General features: G+C 53.5%; 1 pseudogene. It reads right to left on the reverse strand.

Annotated elements, in window-relative coordinates:
* Window positions 1–383 (reverse strand): annotated as a pseudogene (locus tag IE065_RS17860) (integrase core domain-containing protein); the annotation flags it as partial.

The following is a 383-nucleotide window of genomic DNA, read 5'->3' on the forward strand; positions in this document are numbered from 1 at the left end:
GCTACAGCTTGCTGGGCGTATTCGGCCGGAGGCCGATAGCCCAGCGAGCTGTGTGGTCTATAGGTATTATAATCGAGGCGGTATTCTTCAAGCTTTTCCCTGGCCTCGGACAGGGAAAAGAAGATCTCAGTGTTTAACAGCTCATCGCGTAGCTTGCCATTAAAGGACTCGATATAGCCATTTTCGGTTGGTTTGCCTGGTCGGATAAAATCAAGCTGGACCTCATTGGCATAGGCCCAAGCATCAAGCACTTTGCCAGCAAATGGGCGCTTCGCTTTGTCGTCGCTTCGCTCCTCGGTACAGGTCCATTGTCTACCGTGATTGCTTGAGGCAGTGCGCCTGCGCTGCGGGCTGCGTGGTCCAGTGCATCGGCAACTTTGGAT

The sequence above is a fragment of the Cerasicoccus arenae genome (assembly GCF_014651635.1).
GTDB lineage: Bacteria > Verrucomicrobiota > Verrucomicrobiia > Opitutales > Cerasicoccaceae > Cerasicoccus > Cerasicoccus arenae.